Source organism: Streptomyces sp. bgisy027 (assembly GCF_057710365.1).
This window is the reverse complement of the sequence record NZ_JBYIVZ010000024.1, coordinates 49666-71755: the sequence shown is the minus strand read 5'-3', so window position 1 is coordinate 71755 and position 22090 is coordinate 49666. Positions and strand designations below refer to the sequence as shown.

The window sequence follows — 22090 nt, the reverse complement described above, 5'->3', positions numbered from 1 at the left end:
TACGCTCCGAAGAGGAGCCGAAGGAGAGTGGGCCATGCCTCTGTTCCCCAACGAGCGGTCCGTCCGCACGACCCCCGAAGGTCTCCTGTGGGAGCCCAGCGAGCGCTGGGTGCGCGGTCTCAAGGGCGACGTCACCGTCGTCGACAGCCGCCACCCCGTCCTCGTGTGGGAACCCGATCTGCCCGTTCCGTGCTACACGTTCCCACGCGATGAGGTCCGCACGGACCTCCTGCGCCCGGCGAGGAATCCGTCGCCGGGCAAGCACACGGGCTCGCAGATCTTCTACGACCTCGAAGCCGACGGCGAGCTGGTGGAGAACGCGGCGTGGACCTTCCCCTCCGCCGACCTCGCCGGGCACATCGCCTTCGAGTGGTTCCGGCGCCGGGGCACCGGTCTCGACCACTGGTTCGAGGAGGAGGAAGAGATCTTCATCCACCCGCGCGACCCTCACAAACGGGTGGACGCCATGCCCAGCAGCCGTCATGTGCAGGTCGAGATCGACGGCACGGTCGTCGCGGACACACTGCGTCCGGTGCTGCTGTTCGAGACCGGCCTGCCGATCCGGTACTACGTGCCCCCCGAGGACGTCCGGCTCGACCTGTTCGAGCCCACCGACCATCACACCGGGTGCCCGTACAAGGGCACGGCCCAGTACTGGACCTGGCGTGCTGAGGGCGAAGTCCCGCGGAACATCGTGTGGAGCTATGCCGAGCCGTTGCCCGCGGTGGGGCCGATCAGGGGGATGGTGGCGTTCTACAACGAGGCGGTGGACATCGTCGTGGACGGCGAACGCCTGAAGCGGCCGGTCACGCCGTTCACCGCGAGCCTCAAGTCCTGACCAGCAGCTGGAAGTCGAACGCGTACCGGGACGCGCGGTAGATGTGCGTCCCGTACTCGACCGGCCGGCCGGTGTCGTCGTACGCCGTGCGCTGCATGGTCAGCAGCGCGGCGCCCTCCTGCTCGTCCAGCCGCTGCGCCTCCTCGGCGGTGGCGCAGCGGGCGCCGACGGTCTGGCGGGCGCTGTGCAGGGTGATGCCGACGGCCCGCATCATCCGATACAGGCCCGTCGACTCCAGCCGGGCGGTGCCGAGGTCGAGCAGGCTCGCGGGCAGGTAGTTGCAGAGGATGGCCACCGGCTGGCCGTGCGTGCAGCGCAGCCGCTCCAGCAGAGTGACCTCCGCGCCTTCCGCGACGCCGAGCGCGGCGGCGACGTCGGCAGTCGCCGGGACCCGCTCGTTGCGGACGACCTGTGTGGTCGGGCCCTGCCCGGCCGCCTCCAGGTCGTCGTAGAGGCTGCTGAGCTCCAGCGGACGCTTGACCTGGCTGTGCACCACCTGGGTGCCCACCCCGCGCCGCCGCACCAGCAGCCCCTTGTCGACGAGCGACTGGATGGCCTGCCGGACCGTGGGCCGGGACAGGCCCAGCCGCACCGACAGGTCCACCTCGTTGCCCAGGAGGTTGCCCGGGGCGAGTGCCCCGTGCTCGATGGCCGCCTCCAGCTGCTGAGCGAGCTGGTAGTACAGCGGCACGGGACTGCCCCGGTCCAGGGCGAAGTTCAGCGAGTCCAGCGCGGAGGCGGACGCGGTGCGTGCGGAGCCGCGGGTCTTCGCCATGGGACGGCCTCCCTGTCAGGGGGTCAGGAGTTGCTGGGGAACCCGAGGTTGATGCCGCCGTCGGACGGGTCCGGCCAGCGCGTGGTGATCACCTTCCCCTGGGTGTAGAAGGCGATGCCGTCGTTGCCGTAGATGTGCAGGTCACCGAAGAGCGAGTCCTTCCAGCCACCGAAGGAGTGGTAGCCGACCGGCACCGGGATCGGCACGTTCACGCCCACCATGCCCGCCTTCACCTCCAGCTGGAAGCGGCGGGCGGCGCCGCCGTCCCGGGTGAAGATCGCGGTGCCGTTGCCCCAGCGGGAGTCGTTGATCAGCCTGATGGCCTCCTCGTACGTCTGAGCACGCACCACCGCCAGGACGGGGCCGAAGATCTCGTCGCGGTAGGCGTCCGCCGTCAGCGGCACCCGGTCGAGCAGGGAGACACCGAGGAAGAAGCCGTCAGCGCATTCAGGGTGGTCCTCGACCGAGTAGCCGGTGCCGTCCACGACGACCTCGGCGCCCTGCCCGGCGGCCGACGCCACATATGAGGCGACCTTGTCGCGGTGCTCGCGCGTGATCAGCGGGCCCATCTCGGAGGCCGGGTCGTTGCCGGGGCCGATGCGCAGGTTCCTCGCCCGCTCGGCGATCTTGCCGACCAGCTCGTCGCCCGTGTCACCGACCGCGACCACGACCGACACGGCCATGCAGCGCTCGCCCGCCGAACCGTACGCGGCGTTGATCGCCTGGTCGGCGGCGAAGTCCAGGTCGGCGTCCGGCAGGACCAGCATGTGGTTCTTGGCGCCGCCCAGGGCCTGCACCCGCTTGCCGTGCTCGACCGCCTTGAGCTGGATGTACTTCGCGATCGGCGTGGAGCCGACGAAGGAGACCGCCTCGATGTCCGGGTGCTCGAGGAGCCGGTCCACGGCGACCTTGTCGCCCTGCACGACGTTCAGCACGCCCTCCGGCAGCCCCGCCTCGGTGGCTAGCTCCGCGAGCCGGTACGACGCCGACGGGTCCTTCTCGGACGGCTTGAGCACGAAGGTGTTGCCGCACGCGATGGCCAGCGGGAACATCCACATCGGCACCATGGCGGGGAAGTTGAACGGCGTGATGCCGGCGACCACGCCCAGCGGCTGCCGGATCGAGGCCACGTCCACCCGGGTCGACACCTGCGTCGACAGCTCGCCCTTCAGCTGCACGGAGATCCCGCAGGCCAGCTCGACGATCTCCAGGCCGCGCGCGACCTCGCCGAGGGCGTCGGAGTGCACCTTGCCGTGCTCGGCCGTGATCAGCTCGGCGATCTCGTCCCGGTGGGCGTCCAGCAGCTCGCGGTACTTGAACAGGATCGCGGTCCGCTTGGCCAGGGACGACTCGCCCCAGCTCTCGAACGCGGCCTTGGCGGAGGCGACGGCGGCGTCCACCTCGTCGACGGTCGCGAAGGCGACCTGCTTCTCCTGGGCGCCGGTGGCCGGATCGTAGACGGGGCCGAAGCGGCCGGAGGTGCCCTCGACCGGCTTGCCGTCGATCCAGTGGGTGATGGTCTTCATGGTGCGAAAGTGCCTTTCGTAAGGGGGAGTTCAGAGGTGACGGCGGCGTCCGGCGACGTGCCGGTCGTAGCGTTCGCGGGCCTGCACAGCGGCCTCGCGGTCGGCGACCTCGGCCACGGGCACGTCCCACCAGGCCTCGGGGCCCGGCGAGGTCGCGTTCAGGATGTCCGTCTCGACGTACACGCAGGTCGGCCGGTCGGAGGCGCGGGCCTTGGCCAGCGCCTCGCGCAGCTCGCCCACCGTCTTGGCGCGCAGCACGTCCATGCCGAGGCTGGCCGCGTTGGCGGCGAGGTCGACGGGGAGCGGGGCGCCGCTGAAGGTGCCGTCGGCGGCCCGGTAGCGGTAGTCGGTGCCGAAGCGCTCGCCGCCGACCTCGTTGGACAGTCCGCCGATGGAGGCGTAGCCGTGGTTCTGGATCAGGACGATGTTGACCGGCAGGCCCTCCTGGACCGCGGTGACGATCTCGGTCGGCATCATCAGATAGGTGCCGTCGCCGACCAGCGACCACACGGCGACGTCCGGGGCGGCCTGCTGGATGCCGATCCCGGCCGGGATCTCGTAGCCCATGCAGGAGTAGCCGTACTCCAGGTGGTACTGGCGCGGCGAGCGAGACCGCCACAGTTTGTGCAGGTCGCCCGGGAGCGAACCGGCCGCGTTGATGACGACGTCGTCGTCGCCGACGACCGCGTCCAGCGCGCCCAGCACCTGGGTCTGCGTCGGCATGGCCGTCTCGTCGTCGGCGCGGTAGGCGGCCTCGACCACGGCGTCCCAACGCTCCTTGCCGGCGCGGTACTCGGCCTCGTACGCGGCCTCCACGCGATGGCCGGAAAGCGCCTGAGTCAGGGCCGTGAGCCCGGCGCGCGCGTCGCAGACCAGCGTCCGCGCGGCCAGCTTGTGCGCGTCGAAGCCGGTGATGTTGAGGTTCAGGAACCGCACGTCCGGGTTCCGGAAGAGGGTGCCCGAGGCGGTGGTGAAGTCCGTGTACCTCGTGCCGACCCCGATCACCAGGTCCGCGGCGCGTGCGGTGTCGTCGCTGACCGAGGTGCCGGTGTGGCCGATGCCGCCGAGGTCGGCCGGGTGGTCGTGGCGCAGGGAGCCCTTTCCGGCCTGGGTGGAGGAGACCGGGATGCCGGTGGCCTCGACGAAGGCCTTCAGTGCCGCCTCGGCCTCGCTGTGGTGGACACCGCCGCCCGCCACGATCAGCGGGCGCCGGGCGGCGCGGATCGCCTCGACGGCCGCCGCCAGCTCGACCGGGTCGGGCGCGGGACGCCGTACGTACCAGACGCGGTCGGCGAAGAACTCCTGAGGCCAGTCATACGCCTCCGCCTGCACGTCCTGGGGGAGGGCCAGCGTCACCGCGCCGGTCTCGGCCGGGTCGGCCAGCACGCGCATGGCGTTCAGCGCCGACGGGATCAGGGCCTCGGGGCGGGTGATCCGGTCGAAGTAGCGGGAGACCGGACGCAGGGTGTCGTTGACCGAGACGTCCGCCTCGGTCGGGTGCTCCAGCTGCTGCAGCAGCGGGTCCGGGGCGTGCGAGGCGAAGTAGTCGCCGGGCAGCAGCAGGACCGGCAGCCGGTTGATGGTGGCGAGCGCGGCACCGGTGACGAGGTTCGTCGCGCCCGGGCCGATCGACGTCGTCACGGCCTGCGCGGAGAGCCGGTTGAGCTGACGGGCGTGGCCCACGGCGGCGTGCACCATGGACTGCTCGTTGCGGCCCTGGTGGTAGGGCATGACGTCCTCGCCCGCCTGGAGGAGGGCCTGACCGAGGCCGGCCACGTTGCCATGGCCGAAAATGCCCCAGGTGCCGGCGATCAGCCGGTGCCGTACGCCGTCGCGCTCGGTGTACTGGGCGGACAGGAACCGCACCAGCGCCTGGGCGACGGTCAGACGGACGGTGGATGGGCTCATCGGGGACCTCACTGGGACGGAGCGGTGTAGAGGGGCAGACGGGGGTCGACGGGCTGGTCCGGCCAGGTGCCGCGGATCCAGGCGTGATCGGGGTGGTCGCAGATCAGCCAGGCGCGCTCGGCCTCGGGGCCCGCCATGACGTTGAGGTAGTACATGTGGTGGCCCGGCACGGCCATCGAGGGCCCGTGCCAGCCGTCGGGGATCAGCACGACGTCGCCGCCGCGCACCTCGGCGAGCACATCGGTGTTCCGGCCGTGGCCGGACGGGGAGACCCGCTGGTAGCCGAGGCCGGGGGTGCCCTCGTGGTCGGCGAACTCGAAGTAGTAGATCTCCTCCAGCACCGACTCCTCGCCGGGCCGGTGCTCGTCGTGCTTGTGCGGCGGGAAGGAGGACCAGTTGCCGCCGGGAGTGATGACCTCGACCGCGATGAGCTTGTCGCACTCGAAGACCCCGGCCGCGCCGAAGTTGTTCACCTGCCGGCTGCTGTTGCCGGTGCCGCGCAGCTCCACCGGCACCGAGGAGGCCGGCCCGTAGCGGGCGGGCAGCCGGCGCGAGCAGCGTGCGCCGGTCAGCGCGAACCGTCCGCCCCCGGCGGACGAGACGGTCGTACGGGAGTCCCGGGGGACGTAGGCGAAGTCGGTGACCCCGCTGAACACGTCCTCCCTGCCGGTCAGCCGGAAGGTGTCGTGGCCGAAGTCGTCCGTCGCCTCGACCGTGCAGCCGCCGTTCAGCGGCAGCACGATCCACTCGCTGTCGCCGGTCTCGAAGGTGTGCGAGCCGCCGGGCGGCAGCTGGAGCACCTTCAGGCCGGAATAGCCCCAGCCGGCCTTCTCGGGCGTGACGTCCACGACGTAGGGGCCGCCGAGCGCCTTACCCGCAGGAAGGTGATACGTCATCGTGTTCCTCCGCGTCACAGTGCGTGTCACAACAGGCCGACGGCCGTGTCCACCGCCGTCTCCACACTGCCCTCGGCCGGGTAGAGCAGCGAGCGGCCGACGACCATGCCCTGGACGGTGGGCAGCCGCAGCGCCTTGCGCCAGCGCTCGTAGGCGCCCTCCTGGTCGCCCCCGACCTCGCCGCCCAGCAGGACGACGGGGAGCGTGGACGTCTCCAGGACCTCGGCCATGTCGTCCGGGTCGTCGGTGACGGGAAGTTTCAGCCAGGTGTAGGCCGAGGTGCCGCCGAGGCCGGACGCGATGGCTATCGACCTGGTCACGGCCTCTGCGGACAGGTCGTTGCACACCCTGCCGTCGACGCGCCGGGAGATGAACGGCTCGACGAACAGCGGCAGCCGCAGCTCCGCCATCGCGTCGATGGCACGGGCGGTGGACTCCAGGGTGGTCAGCGAGCCGGGGTCGTCGTAGTCGATACGCACCAGCAGCTTGCCCGCGTCGAAGTGCAGCCGGGCGATGTCCTCGGCGCGGTGGCCGGTGAAGCGGTCGTCCATCTCGAAGGACGCGCCCGCCAGGCCCCCGCGGTTCATGGACCCCATGACAACCTTGTCGTCGAGGACACCGAGCAGCAGCAGGTCCTCCAGGATGTCAGCGGTGGCCAGCACTCCGTCGACGCCGGGCCGGGAGAGCGCGATGCAGAGACGTTCCAGCAGATCGGCGCGGCCGGCCATGGCCAGGCGCCGGTCGCCCACGCCGAGGGCGCCGCGGGCCGGGTGGTCGGCGGCCACGATCATCAGGCGGCCGCTGTCGCCGATCAGCGGGCGGCGCACCCGGCGGGCCGCGGCCTCCGCGATCGCCTCGGGGTGCCGGGCTCTGACCGCGGTGAGGTCGGGGATGCTGATGCTCAAGGAAAGCTCCGTTCGGGGGTGGCTGGGGCGGCCGTCACGACGCCTGTGCGAGCAGGGCCTCGACCTCGGCCCCGGTGGGCATCGCGGAGGAGCAGGCGAGACGGGAGGCGACGAGCGCGCCGGCGGCGTTGGCGTACCGCATGACCTTCTCCAGCTCCCAGCCGGACAGCAGTCCGTGGACCAGCGAGCCGCCGAAGGCGTCGCCCGCGCCGAGTCCGTTGGCGACCTCGACCGGCACCGGCGGCACCTCGGCCTCCGTGCCGTCCCGGTGCACCGCCAGCACGCCCTTGGGGCCCTGCTTGACGACCGCCAGCTCCACACCGGCGGCCAGCAGCGCCTCGGCGCACGCGCGGGGCTCACGGACCCCGGTGGCGACCTCGCACTCGTCGAGATTGCCGACGGCGACCGTGGCGTGCCGCAGCGCCTCGGCGTAGTACGGGCGGGCCTGGTCGGGATCGCGCCAGAACATGGGCCGCCAGTCGAGGTCGAAGACCGTGGTGCCCGCCTTGTCGCGCGCCTTGAGGGCGGCGAGCGTGGCGGAGCGGCTCGGTTCCTCGCTCAGGCCGGTGCCGGTGATCCAGAAGACCCGGGCCGAACGCACTGCCCAGTAGTCGAGCTCGTCGGAATGTATCTCCAGGTCAGGCGCCTTGGGCTGCCGGTAGAAGTAGAGCGGGAAGTCGTCCGGCGGGAAGATCTCGCAGAACGTCACCGGCGTCGGGTAGGCCGCGACCGGGGTCACCCAGCGGTCGTCGACGCCGAAGTCCTTGAGGGCTTCGTGCAGGTAGGTGCCGAACGGGTCGTCGCCGGTGCGTGTGATCACGGCGGTGTCGCGGCCGAGCCGGGCGGCGGCCACCGCGACGTTCGCGGCGGAGCCTCCGAGGAATTTGCCGAACGTCTCCACCTGCGCCAGGGGGAGGCCGGACTGCAAGGGGTAGAGGTCGACTCCTATTCTTCCCATCGTGATCAAGTCGAAGGACTTGGCTGACTCGGCCATGCGCGACGCTCCTAGAGCTGGACAGGGGTTGCGGGTCCCAAGGGGCCTGCCGCCTCCCAGGTGTAGGACGTGAAGGCCGACGCTGTCAATAGTTTGTACTTACATTCGGACCTGAGTGTGAAATGATGTCTTAACAAAGTATTGACAGCGGGCGCATCTAGGGATTGGATCCCGTCCCAGCGCAACCGCCGTGTTCCACGGCACACAGGACGCGGACCGCGAGGTCCGGGTCATGGATCCCAGTGATCAATCCCTTTCCCCCGTCGCACACCCCGTCGCACAGTGAGGTGCTGGAAAGATGGACCGCTCTTACCCCCGCTCCCGCAAGCTGGTCCCCATGGTGGCCATGGCCGCCGCGGCCGCGTTGACTCTCGCAGGCTGCTCCAGCAGCTCTGGTGGCAAGGAGTCCGAGGAGGGCGGGGCGAACGCCTCCGCGGGCAAGGCCAACACGCCCCGGATGACGGTCGCCCTGGTGACCCACCAGTCGCCCGGCGACACGTTCTGGGACATCGTCCGCAAGGGCGCCGAGGCGGCCGCCGCCAAGGACAACATCAAGCTGATCTACGCCGCCGACCCGAACGCGGGCAACCAGGCCAGCAAGGTTCAGAACGTGATCGACCAGAAGGTCGACGGCATCGCGATCACCCTCGCCAAGCCGGACGCCCTGAGGGATGTCATCGGCAAGGCGAAGGCGGCCAACATCCCGGTCGTCGGCCTCAACTCCGGTGTCAGCGAGTGGCAGAAGCTCGGCCTGATGGAGTTCTTCGGCCAGGACGAGACGGTGGCCGGCGAGGCGCTCGGCAAGCGGCTGAACGAGGCCGGCGCCAAGAAGGCCGTCTGTGTCATCCAGGAACAGGGCAACATCGGCCTCACCCAGCGCTGTGACGGCGTGAAGAAGACGTTCGAGGGCACGACCGAGACCCTGAACGTCAACGGCACGGACATGCCGTCCGTGAAGTCCACGATCACCGCCAAGCTCAAGACGGACAGCGACATCGACTACGTCGTCGCCCTCGGCGCCCCGTTCGCGCTGACGGCCGCGCAGTCCGTGGACGAGGCGGGCAGCAAGGCGAAGGTCGCGACCTTCGACCTCAACAAGGAACTCACCGGAGCGATCAGCAAGGGCGACATCGAGTTCGCCGTCGACCAGCAGCCCTACCTCCAGGGCTACCTGGCGATCGACTCCCTGTGGCTCTACAAGAACAACGGCAACTACATGGGCGGCGGCGAGGCCCCGGTGCTGACCGGTCCGGCCTTCGTCGACAAGACGAACGTCGAGAAGATCGACGCGTTCGCCGCGAAGGGCACTCGGTGATGAGCATGACCCAACAGGCTGAGCCGGCGGTGACCACACCGCCGGCCTCCGGCCCCGGCAAGGAATCCGACGGGCGGACCCGGCAGCGGCCCCTTGCGCTGCGCCTCCTCGCCCGTCCCGAGGTCGGCGTCTTCCTCGGCGCCGTCGCGGTGCTGATCTTCTTCCTCATCACGGCCCCGGCCGTGCGTGACGGCAGCTCGATGGCGAACATCCTGTATCAGTCGTCGACGATCGGGATCATGGCGCTCCCGGTGGCGCTGCTGATGATCGGCGGCGAGTTCGACCTGTCCGCCGGTGTCGCCGTGATCACCTCGGCCCTGACCGCGAGCATGGTCAGCTACCAGCTGACGATGAACGTCTGGGTCGGCGTGATCGTCGCCCTGATCGTGTCCCTCGCGGTCGGTCTGTTCAACGGCTGGCTGCTGGTCAGGACCGGGCTGCCCAGCTTCCTGGTCACCCTCGGCACGTTCCTGATCCTCCAGGGCGTGAACCTCGCCGTGACCAAGCTGGTCACCGGCAACGTCGCCACCGACGACATCAGTGACATGGACGGCTTCGAGCAGGCCAAGGCGGTCTTCGCCTCGTCCTTCGACGTCGGCGGGGTCAATGTGAAGATCACCGTGGTGTGGTGGCTGGTCTTCGCGGCGCTGGCCACGTGGGTGCTGTTGCGTACCAAGTACGGCAACTGGATCTTCGCGGTCGGCGGCAACAAGGAGAGCGCCCGCGCCGTCGGTGTGCCGGTGACCTTCACGAAGATCTCGCTGTTCATGCTGGTCGGCTTCGGCGCCTGGTTCGTCGGCATGCACCAGCTGTTCTCGTTCAACACCGTGCAGTCCGGCGAGGGCGTGGGCCAGGAGCTCATCTACATCGCCGCGGCCGTGATCGGCGGCTGTCTGCTGACCGGTGGTGCCGGTTCCGCGATCGGCCCGGTCTTCGGCGCCTTCATGTTCGGCATGGTCCAGCAGGGCATCGTCTACGCCGGCTGGAACCCGGACTGGTTCAAGGCATTCCTCGGCGTGATGCTCCTCGGCGCCGTTCTCATCAATCTGTGGGTCCAGCGCACGGCGACCCGGAGGTGACCCGAATGACCAGCAAAGAAACCGGCACCCACGGCGCCGTCCTGAAGGACGAGGTTCCCGACAAGGACGCCCCGATCGTCGAACTGCGCGGCGCGGGCAAGGCGTACGGCAACATCCGCGCCCTGCACGGTGTCGACCTGAAGGTCTTCCCCAGCCAGGTCACCTGCGTGCTCGGCGACAACGGCGCCGGCAAGTCGACCCTCATCAAGATCATCTCGGGTCTGCACCAGCACACCGAGGGCGAGTTCCTCGTCGACGGCGCACCGGTGCGCTTCTCCACCCCGCGCGAGGCGCTGGACAAGGGCATCGCGACGGTCTACCAGGACCTCGCGGTGGTCCCCCTGATGCCGGTCTGGCGGAACTTCTTCCTCGGCTCCGAGATGACCAAGGGCCCCTGGCCCGTGCGCCGTCTCGACATCGAGAAGATGAAGAAGACCGCAGACGAAGAGCTGCGCAACATGGGCATCGTCCTGGACGACCTGGAACAGCCCATCGGCACCCTCTCCGGCGGCCAGCGCCAGTGCGTCGCCATCGCCCGCGCCGTCTACTTCGGCGCCCGCGTCCTCATCCTGGACGAGCCCACCGCCGCCCTCGGCGTCAAGCAGTCCGGCGTGGTCCTGAAGTACATCGCCGCCGCCCGCGACCGCGGCCTCGGCGTCATCTTCATCACCCACAACCCCCACCACGCCTACATGGTCGGCGACCACTTCAGCGTCCTGCGCCTGGGCACCATGGAGCTGAACGCCTCCCGTGACGAGGTGAGCCTGGAAGAGCTCACCAACCACATGGCCGGCGGCACCGAACTCGCCGCGCTCAAGCACGAGTTGTCCCAGGTACGCGGCGTCGACGTGGAGGAACTCCCCGAGGAGTCCGACCTCACCGCACCCGTGGCCACCTCGGAAGGGAAGTCCTGACATGGCCCCTGCACTGGACCGAATCCGGGTCGGCTCGGCCCCCGACTCCTGGGGCGTCTGGTTCCCCGACGACCCCGTCCAGGTGTCCTGGGAACGCTTCCTCGACGAGGTCGCCGAGGCCGGCTACGACTGGATCGAACTGGGCCCCTACGGCTATCTGCCGACCGACCCGGCGCGTCTGACCGACGAGATCGGCAAGCGCAACCTCAAGGTGTCCGCGGGCACGATCTTCACCGGCCTGCACCGCGGCCCCGCCGTCTGGGAGTCGACCTGGAGCCACGTCAGCGAGGTCGCCGCGCTCACCCAGGCCATGGGGGCGAAGCACCTGGTCGTCATCCCGTCCTTCTGGCGGGACGACAAGACCGCCGAGATCCTGGAGCCGCCGGAGCTCACCGCCGAGCAGTGGGCCCATCTGACCCAGGGCATGGAGCGGCTCGGGCACGAGGTCAAGGAGACGTTCGGCCTCGACATCGTCGTGCACCCGCACGCCGACACGCACATCGACACCGAGGCCCACGTCGAGCGCTTCCTCGACTCGACCGACTCCGACCTGGTCAACCTCTGCCTGGACACCGGTCACTACGCCTACTGCGGCGGCGACAGCGTCAAGCTGATCGAGACCTACGGCGAGCGCATCGGCTATCTGCACCTCAAGCAGGTGGACCCGGAGATCCTCGCGGACGTGGTGAAGAACGAGATCCCGTTCGGGCCTGCGGTCCAGCGCGGCGTGATGTGCGAACCCCCCTCCGGCGTACCGGCGTTGGGCCCGGTCCTGGAGGCCGCGCAGAAGCTGGACGTGGACCTGTTCGCCATCGTCGAGCAGGACATGTACCCCTGCGAGCCGGACAAGCCGATGCCCATCGCGGTGCGCACCCGCAAGTTCCTGAGGTCCTGCGGCGCCTGACGATCCGAAAGGACGGCCGATCACCATGACCCAGCGTCCGCACACGCTCGGAGTCGCAGTCATCGGTACCGGAAGGATGGGCGCGGACCATGTGCGCCGCATCCAGGAGGTCACCAGCGGGGCACGGGTGACCGCCGTGGTGGACGTCGACGCGGAGCGCGCCAAATCGGTCGCGGCCCGTGTCGACGGCTGCACCGTCCACACCGACCCGGCCGCCGCGATGGCGTCGGCCGACGTCGACGCGGTGATCGTCGCCTCGCCGGGCCCCGCCCACGAGGCGGCCCTCCTCGCCGCCTTCGAGCACGACCTGCCGGTGCTGTGCGAGAAACCGCTCACCCCGGACGCGGCGTCCGCGCTGCGGGTCCTTCAGGCCGAGCGGAGGCTCGGCCGGCGCCGGGTCCAGGTCGGCTTCATGCGGCGCTACGACGCCGAGTACATGAAGCTCAAGTCCCTCCTGGCCACCGGCCAGTTGGGCCGGCCGCTGATGCTGCACAACCGGCACCGCAATGTCGCAAGCCCGCCCAGCTGGACCTCCGAGATGCTCATCAACGACTCCGTCACGCACGAGATGGACGTGACCCGCTGGCTGCTCGGCCACGAGATCACGGCCGTCACCGTGCTCGCCCCGACGCCGTCCGCGAACGCCCCGGACGGCATCCGCGACCCGCAGTTCGTGGTCTTCGAGACGGACGGCGGCACCGTCGTCGACGTCGAGATCTACGTCAACTGCGGCTTCGGCTACCAGGTCCAGGCCGAGGTCGTCTGCGAACGCGGCACCGCCCGCGTCGGCGACGGCCACGCCATGGTCACCAACGCGGCCGGCCGCTGGGGCGGCATCATCGCCCAGGACTACATCGAACGCTTCGCCGACGCCTACGACCGCGAGGTCCAGGCCTGGGTGGACGCCACCCGCCGCGACGAGGTCACCGGCCCCAGCGCCTGGGACGGCTATGCGGTGGCCGCGGTGTGCGAGGCGGCGGTTCGGGCACTTCAGGAGGGCGGCCGGGTCCCGGTGGCCCTGACCGAACGACCCGCGCTGTACGCCTGACGACGGCGCGCCGCAGGGCCGGGGGAGTCTCCCCCGGCCCTGCGGCGTGTTCGGCTCAGTTCGCCGGCGTCGTGCGCGGCCGCGGCTCGAACCCCGCCGCCCGGTACGACTCGTCGATCAGCTGCATCGTGGCCAGGGCGTCGTCCGCGTCCAGCGCGAGGGGGGTGTCCCTGCGGATGTGGGCGGCGAGGGCCTCCAGTTGGTAGGTGTACGACGAACGGGTGCCGAGGCGTTCGGTGCGTTCGCCGTCCGGGGTGCGCACCACGACACGGTCGTCCAGGTGCGGCAGGACGAAGTTCGGGGCCAGGGCCTCGCCCCGGGAGCCGATGACGCGGCAGCCCATCGCCAGGTCGTCGTACGCCATGTGGCAGCGGGCCGACGCGGTCGCCCCGCCGGGGAACTCCAGGTCGGCGTCCAGCCACTCGTCGACGCCGGGAGCGCCCGCCCGCTGTTCGCCGCGTGCCGAGACAAGGCGCGGCGCACCGCCCGCCCAGGGGGCGAGCATCCGCACCGCATGCAGGCCGTAGCAGCCGAGGTCCATCAGGGCGCCGCCGGCCAGCGACAGCGACCAGCGCGGGTCGGAGTCGCCGGGGGCCGGGATCGCCACCAGCGTCTCCACCCGCTGGAGCTCGCCCAGTTCGCCGCTGTCGACGATCTCGTGCAGACGCCGGGTCACCGGGTGGAAGAGGTAGTGGAACGCCTCCATGAACACGCTCCCGGACTTGGCGGCAGCGTCTCGCACCTCGGCCGCCTCCTCGGCGTTGCTCGCCGACGGCTTCTCCGACAGCACGTGCTTGCCGGCCGCGAGCGCGGCGAGGTTCCACGGCCCGTGCAGACCGTTGGCGAGCGGGTTGTAGACGACCTCGACCTCGGGGTCGGCGAGCAGGTCGGCGTAGGAGTCCACCACCCGCTCCACGTCGTGCTCGTCGGCGAACGCCGCGGCGCGGGACCGGTCGCGCGCGGCCACCGCCACGAGGCGGTGGCCGGTCGTCCGGGCCGGACCCACGAGAGAGAGCTCGGTGATGCGTGCCGCGCCCAGCACGCCGATGCGCAGCGGTTCCCGGCCCGTGTCGTTCATCCCTGACGTACCTCCTCGATCGTGACCGGACGGTGCTCGTGCAGCGACAGTGTGCAGGCGTCCGCGATCCAGCCCGCCTCCAGCGCGTCCTCGATGGTGCACGGGGAGGGCCTGGTGCCGGCGACGACCTCGGTGAACGCGGTGAGTTCGGCGCGGTAGGCCGCGGTGAAGCGGTCCATGAAGAAGTCGTGCGGGGTGCCCGCGGGGAACGTCACGCCGGGCTCGACCGAACGCAGCGGCAGCTTGTCCTCCAGGCCGACGGCGATGGAGTCCTTGAAGCCGTGGATCTCCATGCGGACGTCGTAACCACGGGCGTTGTGGCGGGAGTTGGAGACCACCGCGATCGTGCCGTCGTCCAGGGTGAGGATCGCGCCGGTGGTGTCGGCATCGCCCGCCTCCTTGATGAAGTCGGCACCCCTGTTGCCGCCGACGGCGTACACCTCCCTCACCTCGCGGCCGGTCACCCAGCGGATGATGTCGAAGTCGTGCACCGAGCAGTCCCGGAAGATGCCACCGGAGGCGGCGATGTAAGCGGCCGGCGGCGGCGCCGGATCCAGCGTGGTCGAGCGCACGGTGTGCAGCTTGCCCAGCTCGCCGCTCTGCACGGCGGCGCGGGCGTTGACGAACCCGGTGTCGAAGCGCCGGTTGTAGCCGATCTGGATCGGCACGTCCGAGCCCTGGACGGCCTTGAGCACCTCGACGCCCTCGGCCATGGTCCTCGCGACGGGCTTCTCGCAGAAGACGGGGATGCCGGCCTCGACGCCGGCCAGGATCAGCGCGGGGTGGGCGTCGGTCGCCGCGGCGACGACGATGCCGTCCACGCCGGCCGACAGCAGGGCCTCCGGCGAGTCCACGACCTCCGCCCCGAAGCGCTCCGCGGCGGCCTTGGCGGCCTCCGCGAACGGGTCGGTGACGACGAGGGAGTCGACCGCGTCGAGACCGGAGAGGGTCTCGGCGTGGAAAGCGCCGATACGGCCGAGGCCGAGGATTCCGATACGCATGAGCTGTACTGCTTTCGTCAGGTGTGAGTGCTGTCCGTGCTGCTACTTCAGTCCAGGCCGCCCAGGACGTTCTGGTCCCAGTCGATCACCGACCCCGTCACCACCCCGGACCGTTCCGACAACAGGAACACCACGAAGTCGGCGATCTCGTCCGGCTGGCCCAGCTTGCCCATCGGCAGCCTCGCGGCAGCCGCCTCGCGCCAGTCGTCCGCGGCACCGTGGAAGGCCCTCTGCGTGGCGTCCTCGCCCTCGGTCGCGGTCCAGCCGATGTTCAGGCCGTTGATCCGGATCCGGTCCCAGCGGTGCGCGTGCGCGGCATTGCGGGTCAGCCCGATCAGGCCCGCCTTGGCGGAGACGTACGGCGCGAGGAACGACTGTCCGCCGTGCGCCGAGGACGTGATGATGTTGACGATCGTGCCGGGCGCCTTGCGGCCCACCATGTCCGCCACCGCGGCCTGCATGGCGAAGAACGGCGCCTTCAGGTTGATCGCGATGTGCTGGTCGAACAGCTCGGGCGTGGTGTCCAGCAGAGTGCCGCGGGAGGTCAGCCCCGCCGAGTTGACCAGGCAGTCGACCCGGCCGTAGGCGTCGACGACCTCGGCGACGGACGCCTTGGCCTGCTCGGCGTCCGACAGGTCGGCCCGCACGAACATGGCCTTGCCGCCGTCGGCGGCCAGCTCGGCCACCAGGGCCTCACCGGGTTCCGGGCGACGCCCGGTGACGGCCACGACCGCTCCCTCGCGGACGGCCGCCCGCGCGATGGCGGCGCCGACGCCCTGGCTGCCGCCGTTGACGAGGACGACCTTGTCGTCGAGAAGTCCCATGCCTCACAGGTTCCTTTCAGCTCTGGCGCCGCTCGGCGCCGGCCCGCAGCTCGGCCCGCAGCGCCTCCGGGGTCCACGCCCCGGCCAGCGCGCGGCGTACGACGTCCGCCTGCGAGGGCGGCGCGAGGCCGTCGACCGGCGGGTCGCTGTCCAGGTTGGTCGGGAAGGGGTAGCCCTCGGCGCTCGCGGCGATCACGTTCGCCGTCCATGCCTCGTCCGCGCCCTCACCCGCACGCTTCAACAGCACGGGGAACACGGCGTTCGCGACGGCCTCGCGGTCCACCGTCTCCATCGCCCGCCCGAAAGCGGAGGACACCTGGAGCAGGTTCGCCATGCGCCGGATGCCCGCCGACCGGTTGGTGCCGGCCGCGTGGAACAGCGCCGGATTGAAGAACGCCGCGTCCCCCTTGGCGAGCGGGAGCTGGACGTGGTGTGTCTCGAAGTACTCCCCGAACGCCGGCAGCCGCCACGCCAGGTAACCCGGCTCGTACGTCTGGGAGTACGGCAGGTACATCGTCGGCCCGGACTCCACCGGCATGTCGCAGTGCGCGACGGCGCCCTGGAGGGTGAGCACGGGGGAGAGGCGGTGGACGTGGGCCGGGTAGGCCGCCGCGACCTCGTTGGAGAGGAAGCCCAGGTGGTAGTCACGGTGCACGCTCTGCGCCGCGCCGCCCGGGTTGACCACGTTGACCTGCGAGGTCACCTGGTAGCCGGGCCCGAGCCAGGCGGTCGAGACCAGGGCCAGGATGTCATTGGCGTAGTAGTCGGCGAACGCCTCGGGGTCGTACAGGGCCGCTTTCTCCAGCGCGTTCCACACCCGGTCGTTGTCGCCCGGCCTGGCGAAGTGGTCCCCGGCCGTCGCGCCCGAGGCGCGCTGCTCGGCGATCAGGGCGTCGAACACGGCACTGAGCCGGTCGACGACGCCGTGGTCCGCGAAGGCGCCCTGGAAGACCACGATGCCCGGACCGTCGGTCAGCGCACGGGCCAGTTCGGCCCGCACCGCCCGGTCGTCCCCGGCCCCGCGCAGCCGGTCGCTGTCGTAGACCAGGACCTCGCGCTCCACGGCGCAGGCGTACGGGTAGTCGGCGAGGTCGGTGGTGCGCTCGACCAGCTCACGGAAGTCGGCGAGGTCGCAGTCGTGCTCGGACAGCCAGGTCCGGCGGTGTACGGGGGTGAAGGACATCGGTGTCCTCTCGGTGACAGGGGCGACTCAGCGATGCCATTCTTGTCATGACAATCCCGTCGAACAACCAGCAGGCGACCATCAAAAACCCCTCAAGGAGCCGTCCCATGGGGCACCCCTTCCCGATCCGGGAGATCGCACGTCAGGCGGGCCTGAGCGAGGCCACGGTCGACCGGGTGCTCAACGGCCGCGGAGGGGTGCGGGAGAGCACGGCGCGGGAGGTCCAGCAGGCGATAACCGACCTGGACCGGCAGCGCACCCAGGTGCGGCTGGTGGGCCGTACCTTCATGATCGACATGGTGGTGCAGGCACCCGAGCGGTTCACCACCGCCGTACGCGCCGCCCTGGAGGCCGAGCTGCCGTCCCTGCACCCGGCGGTGGTGCGCTCGCGCTTCCACTTCCGTGAGACCGGGCCGGTGCCGGAGCTGACCCGGACGCTGGACCGCATCGCGCGGCGCGGCTCGCAGGGCGTGATCCTCAAGGCCCCGGACGTCCCGGAGGTCACCGCGGCCGTCGCCCGGCTCGCCGAGGCCGGCATCCCGGTGGTGACCCTGGTGACCGACCTGCCGTCCACCGCCCGTCTCGCGTACGTCGGCATCGACAACAGGGCCGCGGGCGCGACCGCCGCCTACCTCATGGGCCAGTGGCTCGGCGACCGTCCCGGCAATGTGCTGACCAGCCTCAGCAGCGGGTTCTTCCGCAACGAGGAGGAGCGCGAGATGGGCTTCCGCAGTGCCATGCGCACCCTCCACCCCGACCGCACGCTCGTCGAGATCGCCGAGGGGCAGGGGCTGGACGCCACGCAGTACGACCTGGTCCGGGCCGCGCTGGAACGCGACCCGGACATCCGTGCCGTGTACTCGATCGGCGGCGGCAACATCGCGACGCTGAGGGCTTTTCAGGACGCGGGCCGCGAATGCGCCGTGTTCGTCGCGCACGACCTCGACCACGACAACACGCGGCTGCTGCGGGAGCATCGGCTGTCCGCCGTGCTGCATCACGATCTGCGGCAGGACATGCGGGAGGCGTGTCATGCGGTGATGCGGGCGCATGGGGCGTTGCCGCCGGCGGGTGGGACGGTGCCCTCGGCGATCCAGGTGGTCACGCCGTACAACATGCCGGGTTAGGCCGTCGGGCGGATGCCACGCCGTTGCGGCGGATCGCGCCCACGCGGCGGAGCCGCACACCGCCGCAGCCCCGGGCCCCTTGAGGGGCGTCGGATCGCCGGCGGCTCACCCGCGCGCCCGGTACGGCGTCGGCGACAGCACGGGAACGCGCCTCGTCAACGTCCGTCACCGCCACGACCTCGGCGTCCGAGACATGGCCGGGCAGCAGCCGCACATGGTCCGCGCCCATCACGCCCGCGCCGACGAACCCACCGGGACGGTCATGCCGGCACTTGCACGTCCACCCAGGAACCGCTCTCGGCGGACCGGGACATGGCGTCCAGTACGGCGGCGCTGTGCACGGCGTCCGCGAGGGTCGCCCCGTGCGGGGTGCCCTCGGCGATCGAACGAAGGAAGCGGTACGCCTCGATCACCTTCAGGTCGTCGTAGCCCATGCTCGTCGCGGCGCCCGGCTGGAACGCGCCGTACTCGCCCTGCGCCGGGCCGACGTAGAGGGTGCTGACCGGCTGGTCCTGGTAGCTGGTGCCCCGGCTGATGCCGAGCTCGCCCATGCGGCGGAAGTCCCAGAACAGCGCGCCCTCGGTGCCGTGCACCTCGAAGCCGTAGTTGTTCTGCTCGCCGACCGAGACCCGGCAGGCCTCCAGCACACCACGGGCGCCGGAAGCGAAGCGCAGCAGGCAGCTGACGTAGTCCTCGTTCTCGACCGGGCCGAGCTCACCGGTGGCGAGGGTGTGCCCGGCGGTGGCGCCGGTCGGGCGGGCGCGCTCGGGCACGAAGATCGCGGTGTCGGCGGTCAGCGAGGCGATGTCGCCGAGCAGGAAGCGGGCCAGGTCGGCGCCGTGCGAGGCAAGGTCGCCGAGCACCCCGCTGCCGCCACGCTCACGCTCGTAGCGCCAGGTCAGAGCGGACTGCGGGTGAGCCGCGTAGTCGCTGAACAGCCGGACGCGGACATGCGTGACGGCGCCGATCTCACCGGAGGCGATCAGCTCGCGGGCGGTCTCCACGGCCGGGGCGTTGCGGTAGTTGAAGCCGACCGCGCTGTGCACGCCGGCCCTGGCCGCCGCGTCGGCCACCGCGCGGGCGTCCTCGGCGGTCAGGCCGACCGGCTTCTCGATCCAGATGTGCTTGCCGGCCTGGGCCATCGCCACGCCGATCTCCCGGTGCAGGAAGTTCGGGGCGGTGATGCTGACGGCCCGAACGCGCGGGTCGGCGGCCACGTCACGCCAGTCGCGGGCGGTGGCGGCGAACCCGAACTGCGCGGCGGCCTCCTCGGCCCGGCCGGGCACCTCCTCGGCGACGGTCAGGAGCTCCGGGCGCAGGGACAGTTGCGGGTAGTGGTGCGGGACGCGGGCGTACGCCTGGGTGTGCACCCGTCCCATCCAGCCGAATCCGACGACGGCGACGCCGAGCGTGTCCACCATTGCAGCCCTTCTTTGGACCGGTCCATTTTCTGTCCCGGCCACCTTGGGTTCCGTCTGTGACCGGTGTCAACCCCTCCGGCTTCCTTTGACAAGGACGGGTGCCTGTGGAACGGTCCATTCTCATGAGACCGCCGACCATCCGTGACGTCGCCGACCGGGCCGGCGTCTCCAAGTCGCTGGTCTCGCTCGTGCTGCGCGGCTCGGAGCAGGTGCGTCCGGAGAAGCGGGAAGCCGTCCTGCGGGCCGTGACCGAACTCGGCTACCGCCCGAACGCCGCCGCGCGCAGCCTCAGCGAGCAGCGCACCCGCACGGTCGGCGTCCTCCTCAATGACCTGCGCAACCCCTGGTTCGTGGACATGCTGGAGGGCCTCAACTCCCTCCTGCACGACAACGGTCTGCACATGCTGCTGGCCGACGCACGCCTCAACCGCCGTACCGGCCAGGACCCCGCCGGGCCCTTCCTGGACCTGCGGGTCGACGGTCTGGTCGTGGTCGGCACGCTGCCCGACCCGGCCGCTCTGGGGGCGGTCGCCGAGCGGCTCCCGGTGGTGGTCGCGGGCGCCCGCGAGCCGGCCCTGCCCGGCGTGCAGGTCGTCGCCAACGACGACGAGCGGGGTGCCCGCCTGGTCACGGAGCACCTCATCGGGCTGGGGCACCGGCGCATCGCGCACATCGCGGGGTACGGCGCGGTCGGCGAGCTGCGACGGCGCAGCTTCGAGGCGACGATGCGGGCCCACGGCCTCGCGGACGAGGCCGTCGTCGAGCCGAGCGACATGACGGAGGAGGGCGGCTACCGCACGACGGTCCGCCTGCTCAGCCGCACGGACCGGCCGACGGCCGTCTTCGCCGTGAACGACATCGCCGCGATCGGCGCGCTGTCGGCGGCCGAGGAGTCGGGGCTACGGGTCCCGAGCGACCTCTCCGTCGCCGGCTACGACAACACGAGCATCGCCCGCCTGCGTCATGTCTGGCTCACCACGGTCGACAACGCCAGCCACGAGGTGGGCCGCCGCGCCGCCCGGTGCCTGCTGGACCGGTTCGAGGGCGCCACCGGAGCGGGCGAACTCCATCTCGCGGCACCGACGTTGGAGATCCGGGGCTCGACGGCGCCCCCGCTCACAGGTTGATCGCGTACGCCTTCCGCAGCGTCTCGTGCACCGTCCACGTCGTACGGTCGCCCTCGCGCAGCACGGCCAGGTCGCCGGGCCCGACCTTCAGTGTCGGTCCGTCCTCGACCTCGATGGTGGCCGAGCCGCTGATCACGACGAACAGCTCGTCGGCCTCGGTGTCGGTGACCACGCCCGGCGTGATCTGCCAGATGCCCCGCACCTGACGGCCGTCCTGCGACTCCCACACCACCTTTCCGGTCACCTCGGGCGTCCCGGCCAGGATCTGCTCCGGGGCCAGGGGCTCGGGTTCGAGGTCGGCGTCGGGGATGTTCAGTACGAAGCTGTGCGTCATGCGGCCGACCCTAGCCGGGGTGGGTGCGTGAGCGGCCTGGACAGAGTGTGCGGTGTCGGCGGGGTCGGACGGACACATCGTCGCAGTCGGCAACCAGCTGTGCCTCCAATACGGCAGACAAAATTGTTGACAATTCTGTTTGGCTAGATTTACGTTCGACAGGCACTCACTCAGGGAGGGCACATGCCGAACGAAGCCCGTCCGGGCACCGGAGAGCAGGCCAAGCAGCATGCGCTCGCGCAGCTGCGGCAGGCGATCCTGCACGGCGAGATGGCACCGGCCCAGCGGCTGGTGGAGAACGAACTCGCCGAGCAGTTCGGTGTGACACGGGCCAGCATCCGCGCGGCACTCATCGATCTGGAGGCTCAGGGACTGGTCGAGCGGATCCGCAACCGTGGCTCACGGGTGCGGGTGGTGACCGTGGAGGAAGCGGTCGCCATCACCGAGTGCCGCATGGTGCTGGAAGGGCTCTGCGCGGCAAAGGCGGCGGTCGCCGCCAGTGACGAGCAGCTGACCGTGCTGGCGGATCTGGGTGCGGCCATGACCAAGGCCGTCAACGACGGCGAGCCGATGACGTACTCCGAGCTGAACCAGGAACTGCACGCCAGGATCCGTGAGTTCTCCGGCCAGCGCACGGCCGTGCAGCTGCTGGAGCGGCTCAACGCGCAACTGGTGCGCCACCGCTTCCAGTTGGCGCTCAGGCCCGGTCGCCCGCAGCACTCCCTGAACGAGCACCTGGCCATGATCGAGACGATCCGCGCCAGGAACCCGCAGGCGGCCGAAGCGGCCGTCCGCGCCCATCTCGCCAGCGTGATCGAGGCGTTGCGCGCCTGACGCACACGCACCGGACGCGGGGGAGGCGGGCGCCCCACCTGTCCATCTAGGAGATTGCA

General features: G+C 70.7%; 21 protein-coding genes. 9 read left to right on the top strand and 12 right to left on the bottom strand.

The features are described 5' to 3' along the window. Positions 1–34: 34 nt before the first annotated feature. Positions 35–838: a DUF427 domain-containing protein gene (locus AC3ETA_RS24570; protein WP_432195062.1), complete on the top strand. Its 804-nt coding sequence runs from the start codon at positions 35–37 to the stop codon at positions 836–838. Here AC3ETA_RS24570 and AC3ETA_RS24565 read toward each other — a convergent pair. The 6 genes from AC3ETA_RS24565 to iolC are packed head-to-tail and all read right to left on the bottom strand — an operon-like array spanning position 828 to position 7842. Beyond that, the gene (locus AC3ETA_RS24565; RefSeq protein WP_432195061.1) at positions 828–1613 is read right to left on the bottom strand and encodes a GntR family transcriptional regulator; all 786 of its coding nucleotides are present in this window, start codon (positions 1611–1613) and stop codon (positions 828–830) included. The genes AC3ETA_RS24570 and AC3ETA_RS24565 overlap by 11 nt on opposite strands. 23 nt (positions 1614–1636) lie before the next feature. After that, on the bottom strand, positions 1637–3139 hold the full coding sequence (locus tag AC3ETA_RS24560; protein ID WP_432195060.1) for a CoA-acylating methylmalonate-semialdehyde dehydrogenase: 1503 nt from the start codon (positions 3137–3139) through the stop codon (positions 1637–1639). 30 nt (positions 3140–3169) lie between these two features. Continuing rightward, positions 3170–5047 carry a 3D-(3,5/4)-trihydroxycyclohexane-1,2-dione acylhydrolase (decyclizing) gene (iolD, locus tag AC3ETA_RS24555; protein WP_432195059.1) on the bottom strand — a complete coding sequence of 626 codons (1878 nt, stop codon included), beginning with the start codon at positions 5045–5047 and terminating at the stop codon, positions 3170–3172. An 8-nt stretch (positions 5048–5055) separates the two neighbouring features. Beyond that, on the bottom strand, positions 5056–5943 hold the full coding sequence (iolB, locus tag AC3ETA_RS24550) for a 5-deoxy-glucuronate isomerase (RefSeq protein ID WP_432195058.1): 888 nt from the start codon (positions 5941–5943) through the stop codon (positions 5056–5058). Between the two features lie 26 nt (positions 5944–5969). Next, a complete protein-coding gene (locus AC3ETA_RS24545) occupies positions 5970–6848 on the bottom strand; it encodes a Cgl0159 family (beta/alpha)8-fold protein (RefSeq protein ID WP_432195057.1) in 879 nt (292 codons plus the stop codon). A 34-nt stretch (positions 6849–6882) separates the two neighbouring features. Further along, positions 6883–7842 carry a 5-dehydro-2-deoxygluconokinase gene (gene iolC, locus AC3ETA_RS24540; protein WP_432195056.1) on the bottom strand — a complete coding sequence of 320 codons (960 nt, stop codon included), beginning with the start codon at positions 7840–7842 and terminating at the stop codon, positions 6883–6885. A 298-nt stretch (positions 7843–8140) separates the two neighbouring features. On the opposite strand from iolC, the gene AC3ETA_RS24535 reads away from it, so the two are divergent. Genes AC3ETA_RS24535 through AC3ETA_RS24515 form a run of 5 tightly spaced genes read left to right on the top strand, consistent with a single transcriptional unit; the run spans position 8141 to position 13102 of the window. Next, on the top strand, positions 8141–9157 hold the full coding sequence (locus tag AC3ETA_RS24535) for a sugar ABC transporter substrate-binding protein (RefSeq protein WP_432195055.1): 1017 nt from the start codon (positions 8141–8143) through the stop codon (positions 9155–9157). Further along, the gene (locus AC3ETA_RS24530; RefSeq protein WP_432195054.1) at positions 9157–10236 is read left to right on the top strand and encodes an ABC transporter permease; all 1080 of its coding nucleotides are present in this window, start codon (positions 9157–9159) and stop codon (positions 10234–10236) included. Before AC3ETA_RS24535 ends, AC3ETA_RS24530 begins: the two co-directional genes overlap by 1 nt. A gap of 5 nt (positions 10237–10241) precedes the next feature. Further along, entirely contained in the window at positions 10242–11150 is a 909-nt protein-coding gene (locus tag AC3ETA_RS24525) for an ATP-binding cassette domain-containing protein (RefSeq protein ID WP_432195053.1), read from the top strand. A gap of 1 nt (position 11151) precedes the next feature. Next, positions 11152–12054: a sugar phosphate isomerase/epimerase family protein gene (locus AC3ETA_RS24520; protein ID WP_432195052.1), complete on the top strand. Its 903-nt coding sequence runs from the start codon at positions 11152–11154 to the stop codon at positions 12052–12054. A gap of 25 nt (positions 12055–12079) precedes the next feature. Next, positions 12080–13102, top strand: coding sequence for a Gfo/Idh/MocA family protein (locus tag AC3ETA_RS24515; RefSeq protein WP_432195051.1), 1023 nt, complete (start codon positions 12080–12082; stop codon positions 13100–13102). Positions 13103–13157: 55 nt separating this feature from the next. Here the strand turns inward: AC3ETA_RS24515 and AC3ETA_RS24510 are convergent, their stop codons facing one another. Genes AC3ETA_RS24510 through AC3ETA_RS24495 form a run of 4 tightly spaced genes read right to left on the bottom strand, consistent with a single transcriptional unit; the run spans position 13158 to position 17188 of the window. Beyond that, positions 13158–14180 (bottom strand): Gfo/Idh/MocA family protein, encoded by a 1023-nt coding sequence (locus AC3ETA_RS24510; RefSeq protein ID WP_432195050.1) that lies wholly within the window; start codon positions 14178–14180, stop codon positions 13158–13160. Next, positions 14177–15181, bottom strand: a complete 1005-nt coding sequence (locus AC3ETA_RS24505) for a Gfo/Idh/MocA family protein (RefSeq protein ID WP_432195049.1) — start codon at positions 15179–15181, stop codon at positions 14177–14179. Before AC3ETA_RS24505 ends, AC3ETA_RS24510 begins: the two co-directional genes overlap by 4 nt. Positions 15182–15228: 47 nt before the next feature. Further along, positions 15229–16005, bottom strand: a complete 777-nt coding sequence (locus AC3ETA_RS24500; RefSeq protein WP_432195048.1) for an SDR family oxidoreductase — start codon at positions 16003–16005, stop codon at positions 15229–15231. A gap of 16 nt (positions 16006–16021) precedes the next feature. Next, on the bottom strand, positions 16022–17188 hold the full coding sequence (locus AC3ETA_RS24495; RefSeq protein WP_432195047.1) for a phytanoyl-CoA dioxygenase family protein: 1167 nt from the start codon (positions 17186–17188) through the stop codon (positions 16022–16024). 107 nt (positions 17189–17295) lie between these two features. On the opposite strand from AC3ETA_RS24495, the gene AC3ETA_RS24490 reads away from it, so the two are divergent. After that, positions 17296–18315 carry a LacI family DNA-binding transcriptional regulator gene (locus AC3ETA_RS24490; RefSeq protein ID WP_432195046.1) on the top strand — a complete coding sequence of 340 codons (1020 nt, stop codon included), beginning with the start codon at positions 17296–17298 and terminating at the stop codon, positions 18313–18315. 260 nt (positions 18316–18575) lie between these two features. On the opposite strand, the gene AC3ETA_RS24485 is transcribed toward AC3ETA_RS24490, so the two are convergent. After that, complete coding sequence (locus AC3ETA_RS24485; RefSeq protein WP_432195045.1) at positions 18576–19736, bottom strand: Gfo/Idh/MocA family protein; 1161 nt, start codon at positions 19734–19736, stop codon at positions 18576–18578. 122 nt (positions 19737–19858) lie between these two features. On the opposite strand from AC3ETA_RS24485, the gene AC3ETA_RS24480 reads away from it, so the two are divergent. Further along, the gene (locus AC3ETA_RS24480) at positions 19859–20863 is read left to right on the top strand and encodes a LacI family DNA-binding transcriptional regulator (protein ID WP_432195044.1); all 1005 of its coding nucleotides are present in this window, start codon (positions 19859–19861) and stop codon (positions 20861–20863) included. Here the strand turns inward: AC3ETA_RS24480 and AC3ETA_RS24475 are convergent. After that, positions 20853–21197: a cupin domain-containing protein gene (locus AC3ETA_RS24475; RefSeq protein ID WP_432195043.1), complete on the bottom strand. Its 345-nt coding sequence runs from the start codon at positions 21195–21197 to the stop codon at positions 20853–20855. The genes AC3ETA_RS24480 and AC3ETA_RS24475 overlap by 11 nt on opposite strands. 183 nt (positions 21198–21380) lie before the next feature. Here AC3ETA_RS24475 and AC3ETA_RS24470 point away from each other — a divergent pair, with 183 nt between their 5' ends. Beyond that, complete coding sequence (locus AC3ETA_RS24470; RefSeq protein ID WP_432195042.1) at positions 21381–22031, top strand: GntR family transcriptional regulator; 651 nt, start codon at positions 21381–21383, stop codon at positions 22029–22031. Positions 22032–22090 lie beyond the last annotated feature (59 nt).